We start from the raw sequence: 6,325 nt of genomic DNA, 5'->3' as shown, positions 1-6,325 counted from the left end.
AACCACAGCAGACCGGCGCCGAGCAGCACGAACGGCAGGTTGTGCGGACGCATCGCATCGATGTTGAAACCGATGCGCGGTCCAAGGACCAGCGCCAAGGCGAGGGCGGAAGCGCCGGAGGCGATCTCGACCACCAGCCCGCCCGCGTAGTCGAGCGCGCCGAAGTTCAGCAGCCAGCCGTCCGGTCCCCACACCCAGTGCGCGATCGGCGCGTACACCGCCAGCGTCCACAGCGGAACGAACACCATCCAGCCCGCGAACTTGGCACGGTCGGCGATGGCGCCGGAGACCAGGGCGGCGGTCAGGATCGCGAACGTCAGCTGGAAGGTGACGAACAGCAGTTCCGGAATGGTGCCGCGGACGGAGTCGGGATTGATCCCGGCCAGCCCGAGATGCTCGAGATCGCCGATCAGGCCACCACCCGCGTCGTCGCCGAACGCGAGGCTGTAGCCGGCGACCAGCCAGACCACGGTGACCAGCGGGATCGCGATGAAGCTCATCATCAGCATGTTCAGCACGCCGGTCGAGCGCACCATCCCGCCGTAGAACACGGCCAGTGCGGGCGTCATCAACAGCACCATGGCGGTGGCCGCGAGTAGCCAAGCAGTGGCCGCCGGGTCGATCGTTGCGGGCACGGTAACTCCTTTCACGCGTGGATGCGTTGCGAGAAAGTTACCGAACACTCACCACGGATGGCGGCGCTAGCCCCGGTTTTCCTTGGCCAGCGCCCGCACGCCGCGCTTGCCGGGAACGGGCAGGTCATCGCCGTCGGCGAGCCACTCGGCAGTGGTGAGCCAGCGGCGCTGGGCATGCGCGTCGGCCACGTCGAAGAACAGGCGGCGGCCGCGATCGTCGCGCGCGTCGCGGGCGAGCACCGCCCAGCTCGGCGGCTTGCCCCGGTCGGCGGTGTGTTCCACGACGAAGCCCGCGACCAGCTTGCCGATCATGTTGACCGGCTTCTGCGAGACCCGGTTGCCGTACTTGGTGGTGTGCCAGCGCCGCGCCGGGCACAGTGAACCGGGGCTCGCGTTCGAGGCGATCCAGCCCGCACGCTGTGCCCGTTCGATCAGCCACAGATGTTTGACCGCCGACGGCGCGATCTCACCCACCCGTTCGGCGATGAGCGTGCAGACCTCGGCATCGGCGAGGATATCGCGCCTGGTGGGGCCGATATCGTGGTCGGTCCAGTGCGCCGCGGCGAGGCGGGCCAGCACGCGCCCGAACTCGTCGATGCTGCGCTGGGCGCGACGGCCGAGCCGCTCGATCCGCTCGGCCTCGCGGCGCATCTCGTTCTGCGCGGTGAGCGTGCGAATGGCCGCCATCGTCGGCACCTGCCCGCGTTCGAGCAGTTGCAGGATGGCGTCGGCGGTCGCCGGGTCGGCTGCGGCAGCGACGGGTAACGAGTCGCGTTTGATGTCGAAGTCTTGTGGGCTGATTGCCCGGCTCAGTAGCCCGACTGCGGCGTTGTCGCCGGCGAAGTCGGTGTGGGCGAGCCAGGCGGTTGCGATGTCATCACACGACAGCACGGTGAAACGTTCCTCCGGTCGGTGCGGTGGGGGAGCGATCGGTGCGCGAAGGTTGTGCCCCGGTCGGGATGAGGGACCGGCCGGGGTCACCAACCTGATGAAGGTTTGGCCACCGAAGTTGCCGAGATCCACGGTAGCCAGGCACTTGCGCCGCTGTCACGACCGTTCATTGTTTCGTTACATCCGGTAAGGCGCCGTCAATCGGGGAATTGGTTTGGATTGCCGTGGCAACCAGTATCAACAGACTGTTCGATGGCGGATTCGCCACGTACTCGGCAGTCGATAGCTCAGCCGTTGCGCCTAGCGGCTCGCTTTGCACCTACGCTCCATACCGCGAAATTCAATGTGATTTAGATCACATCATTATCAAGGCTTCGTTACCGCGCGCGGGTACAGTGCCAGCCGCCGATAAACCCTGTCGGACACTCTCGGTAGCCTGTGGGTCGTGGCTCTGTACCGGAAGTATCGACCGGCGACATTCGCAGAAGTAGTGGGTCAGGAGCACGTCACCGACCCGCTGAGTACAGCGCTGGATACCGGACGGATCAGTCACGCGTATCTGTTCTCCGGGCCGCGTGGTTGCGGTAAGACGTCGTCCGCGCGCATCCTCGCGCGGTCGCTGAACTGCGTGGACGGGCCGACGTCGACCCCGTGCGGCACGCGCTCGTCGTGTGTGGCGCTCGGGCCGGGCGGCTCGGGCAACCTCGACGTGATCGAACTCGACGCGGCCAGTCACGGTGGTGTCGACGACACCCGCGAGCTGCGCGATCGCGCCTTCTACGCGCCCGCCGAGTCGCGCTACCGCGTGTTCGTCGTCGACGAGGCGCACATGGTCACCACGGCCGGTTTCAACGCGCTGCTCAAGATCGTCGAGGAACCGCCCGCCCACCTGATCTTCATCTTCGCCACCACCGAGCCGGACAAGGTGCTGCCGACGATTCGCTCACGCACGCACCACTATCCGTTCCGGCTCCTGCCGCCCGCCACCATGCGCGGACTGCTCGGCAAGATCTGCGAGCAGGAGCACGTAGCGGTGGAGGAGGCGGTGTACCCGCTGGTCATCCGGGCCGGTGGTGGTTCGCCGCGCGACAGCCTGAGCGTGCTCGACCAGCTGCTGGCCGGCGCCGGGCCGGACGGTGTCACCTACCCGCGCGCGGTCTCGCTGCTCGGCGTCACCGATGTGGCGCTGATCGACGACGCCATCGACGCGCTGGCTGCCGATGATGGTGCGGCCCTGTTCAACACGGTCGATTCGGTGATGGAAGCGGGCCACGACCCGCGCCGGTTCGCCGTCGACCTGCTCGAACGGCTGCGCGACCTGATCCTGTTGCGCGCGGTCCCCGATGCCGCCGACCGCGGCCTGGTCTCCGGTCCAGGCGACGTCCTGGAAAGAATGCGTGACCAGGCCGAACGTCTGGGCCCCGCCACCCTCACCCGCTACGCCGAACTCCTGCACGAAGGCCTCGGTGAAATGCGCGGCGCCACCGCCCCGCGCCTGCTCCTCGAAGTGATCTGCGCCCGCATGCTCCTGCCGTCGGTGTCCGACGCCGAGTCGGCCACCCTGCAACGGCTGGAACGGCTGGAACGCGGATTCGCGAGCGGATCGGCCCCCGCGCCCGCCCGCCCGGGGCCTGCGGCGGGTGAGTCACCCGCCGAACGCCCGGCCGTCCCGGCCGCCCGTGGCCGCCGAGGTGCGGAACTTCTCGCCGCCGCGCGCGCCGAGAAGGAAGCGGCGACCGGCGGATCGTCGGCATCCGGCGCCGCGAGCCCTGTTGTCGCGGAACAGAAGACCGCGGCCTCGGCTACACCGCCGGCACCCGTGATGTCCGCACCGAGTGTGTCCCCGACAGTGTCTGCGCCCAGTGCGCCGACCGCACCGCAAGCATCGGCTGCACCGCAAGCGCCGACCGCACCACCCGAGCCGACCGCGCCGACGGCGCAGTCCGCACCGACCGCACCACCCGAGCAGGCAGCGCGGACGGCGCAGTCCGCACCGACCGCACCACCCGAGCAGGCAGCGCGGACGGCGCAGTCCTCACCGACAGCGCAGTCCGCACCGACAGCGCAGTCCGCACCGACGGCACAGTCCGCACCGACGGCACAGTCCGCACCGACGGCACAGTCCGCACCGACGGCACAGTCCGCACCGACCGCACCGCCCGAGCAGGCAGCACGGACGGCGCAGTCCGCACCGACAGCGCAGTCCGCACCGACGGCACAGTCCGCGCAGCTCGAGCCCCCCGCGCCCATCGATTCCGGGCACAGTGCCGTTGACATCTCGTCGGAAAGATTCGCTTCCCAGCGGCTCGCGGCAGATTCTCCCGAGGTCGAGGCGACCCGTCTGACCGGCAGCGGCACGCCCGCAGCCGGCATCGACTCGATTCCGGAAGCGGTAGCACCGCAGGTGGATTCGCCGGTTCAGCCGGAACCCGAACTGGGTGAAGCCGAAGCGCCGTCGCGGGTCGAGGCTGCTTCTGCGCAGGTGGAGCCGCAGGTCGGCGCTGCACCCACCGAGGATCTGGTCGGGATCGTCGATGCCGCGTGGCCGGAGATCAAGGGCAGGGTGCGGGAGTTCGGGGCTACCTTGCAGGCGCTCTTGTCGGGGGCGGCGGTGTCGCGGGTCGAGGGCGAGGTGATCGTTTTCGCGCATCCGGCCGCGCCGTTGGCGCAGCGGTTGTCCGATCCGCGCAATATCGAGGCAGTGCGTTCGGCGGTGCGGGCCGTGCTCGGGCGTGAACTGGATGTGCGCTGGGAGACCGGTGCACCCGCGCCGCGACCCGCGCCCGCCGCCAAGGCCGGGCCCGCGCGGGGGCCGGGAAATCCGGAGGGCAAGCCCGCGGGACGCCCCAAGTTCTCGCGGCCGAGCCAGGCGGCGGGCAACCAGTCGCCGAACCGGGCGAACCGGCCGTCCGACGATGACATTCCGCCGCCGGATTTCCCTGACCTCCCCGACGACCCCGGCCCGGACGAGGGGTCCGAGTCCCGGTCCGGTGGCGATTCCGCGCGCAGCGCCGCCGTTCTCGCCCCGCCGACCCCGGAGGAAGAACGGGAGATGCTGGCCGCCGCCGCGGTGCCGGTGGCTCCCGGTGACCGTCAAGACCCGGACGAGGTCGCGCTGGCGTTGCTACGTGAACAGTTCGGAGCAAAGAGTCTGGATGGTTGACAGCCACCGTCCGTACCGCGTTAAGTTAACCGGAGTTCGCACACCACGGTAGTATGAACGGGTGGCCGGTTTCACCGGATGAGCATGGTTCTATGCTCCGCTGGTGTTTGCCGGGATTTGTACGGCGTCGAGACAATTGGTCGTGGCGTTCGTGCGGCCACCGCACCCCAAGGAAGGAAACACTCCGATATGACCACAGAGGCCTACATCTACGAGGCCATCCGCACTCCGCGCGGCCGCGGCAAGAAGAACGGCTCGCTGCACTCGGTCAAGCCGATCGATCTGACTGTTGGTCTGATCCAGGAGCTGCGTGGCCGCTTCCCGAACCTCGACGAGGACCAGATCTCGGACCTCATCCTCGGCGTGGTCACCCCCGTCGGTGACCAGGGCATGGACATCGCCCGCACCGCGGTCACCATCGCCGGCCTGCCCGACACCGTCGGTGGCTTCCAGCTCAACCGCTTCTGTGCTTCCGGCCTCGAGGCCGTGAACCTGGCTGCGCAGAAGGTTCGCTCCGGCTTCGACGACCTCGTCATCGCCGGTGGCGTCGAGTCGATGTCGCGCGTACCGATGGGCTCCGACGGCGGCTCCTGGGCGCTCGACCCGGCCACCAACTACGACGGCTACTTCGTGCCCCAGGGCATCTCGGCCGACCTGATCGCCACCATCGAGGGTTTCACCCGCGATGACGTCGACGCCTACGCGGTGCGCTCGCAGGACCTGGCCGCCGCGGCGACCACCGGCGGCTACTTCGCCAAGTCGATCGTCCCGGTCAAGGACATCAACGGCCTGGTCGTGCTCGACAACGACGAGCACATGCGTCCCGGCACCACCGCCGCCGACCTCGGCAAGCTGAACCCGGCCTTCGCCGGCATCGGTGAGATGGGTGGCTTCGACGCCGTCGCGCTGCAGAAGTTCACCTACATCGAGAAGATCAACCACGTCCACCACGGTGGCAACAGCTCGGGCATCGTCGACGGCGCCGCCCTGCTGCTGATCGGTTCCGAAGAGGCGGGCAAGAACTCGGGTCTGACCCCGCGTGCCCGCGTCGTCGCGACCGCCACCTCCGGTGCGGACTCCACCATCATGCTCACCGGTCCCACCCCGGCCGCCAAGAAGGCGCTGGCCAAGGCCGGTCTGACGATCGAGGACATGGACCTCGTCGAGATCAACGAGGCCTTCGCCTCCGTGGTGCTGAAGTTCCAGAAGGACCTGAACGTCCCGGACGAGAAGCTGAACGTCAACGGTGGCGCGATCGCGATGGGCCACCCGCTGGGTGCCACCGGCGCGATGATCACCGGCACGGTGCTCGACGAGCTGGAGCGTCGCAACGCGCGCTACGGCCTGATCACCCTGTGCATCGGCGGCGGCATGGGCGTCGCCACCATCATCGAGCGCGTCTGAGCTCCGGCCGACTTTCACTTCTCATAGGAGAGAACGAAAAACTATGACTGACAACATCATCGGCTGGGAGAAGGACGCCGACGGCGTGGTCGTCCTCACTATCGACGACCCCAGCCAGGGCGCCAACACCATGAACGACGCGTACCTCGCGTCGATGAACGCCACCGTCGACCGCCTCGAGGCGGAGAAGGACGACATCACCGGTGTCGTCATCACCTCCGGCAAGAAGACC

5 protein-coding genes are annotated in these 6,325 nt (G+C 68.4%); 3 read left to right on the top strand and 2 right to left on the bottom strand.

All coding sequences use genetic code 11. The features are described 5' to 3' along the window. Both ACFWF3_RS20255 and ACFWF3_RS20250 read right to left on the bottom strand, forming a co-directional pair. Positions 1-581, bottom strand: a 581-nt coding sequence (locus tag ACFWF3_RS20255; protein WP_379314849.1) for an ammonium transporter, incomplete at its 3' end; no start/stop codon positions are given. A 120-nt stretch (positions 582-701) separates the two neighbouring features. Then, positions 702-1,526 carry a hypothetical protein gene (locus ACFWF3_RS20250; RefSeq protein ID WP_378994412.1) on the bottom strand — a complete coding sequence of 275 codons (825 nt, stop codon included), beginning with the start codon at positions 1,524-1,526 and terminating at the stop codon, positions 702-704. A 445-nt stretch (positions 1,527-1,971) separates the two neighbouring features. On the opposite strand from ACFWF3_RS20250, the gene ACFWF3_RS20245 reads away from it, so the two are divergent. The 3 genes from ACFWF3_RS20245 to ACFWF3_RS20235 all read left to right on the top strand — a co-directional run. After that, positions 1,972-4,689, top strand: coding sequence for a DNA polymerase III subunit gamma and tau (locus tag ACFWF3_RS20245; RefSeq protein ID WP_379314848.1), 2,718 nt, complete (start codon positions 1,972-1,974; stop codon positions 4,687-4,689). A 189-nt stretch (positions 4,690-4,878) separates the two neighbouring features. Beyond that, complete coding sequence (locus ACFWF3_RS20240) at positions 4,879-6,093, top strand: acetyl-CoA C-acetyltransferase (protein WP_379219863.1); 1,215 nt, start codon at positions 4,879-4,881, stop codon at positions 6,091-6,093. Between the two features lie 43 nt (positions 6,094-6,136). Next, positions 6,137-6,325, top strand: a 189-nt coding sequence (locus ACFWF3_RS20235) for a hypothetical protein (protein WP_379314847.1), incomplete at its 3' end; no start/stop codon positions are given.

The sequence above is a fragment of the Nocardia sp. NPDC060220 genome, assembly GCF_042727815.1.
Lineage (GTDB): Bacteria > Actinomycetota > Actinomycetes > Mycobacteriales > Mycobacteriaceae > Nocardia.
This window is presented reverse-complemented; position numbering and strand designations above follow the sequence as displayed.

Bases quoted from the DNA above. Each gene is read 5' to 3' on its own strand.
- ACFWF3_RS20240 (WP_379219863.1), top strand. From the start codon at position 4,879: ATGACCACAGAGGCCTACATCTACGAGGCCATCCGCACTCCGCGCGGC.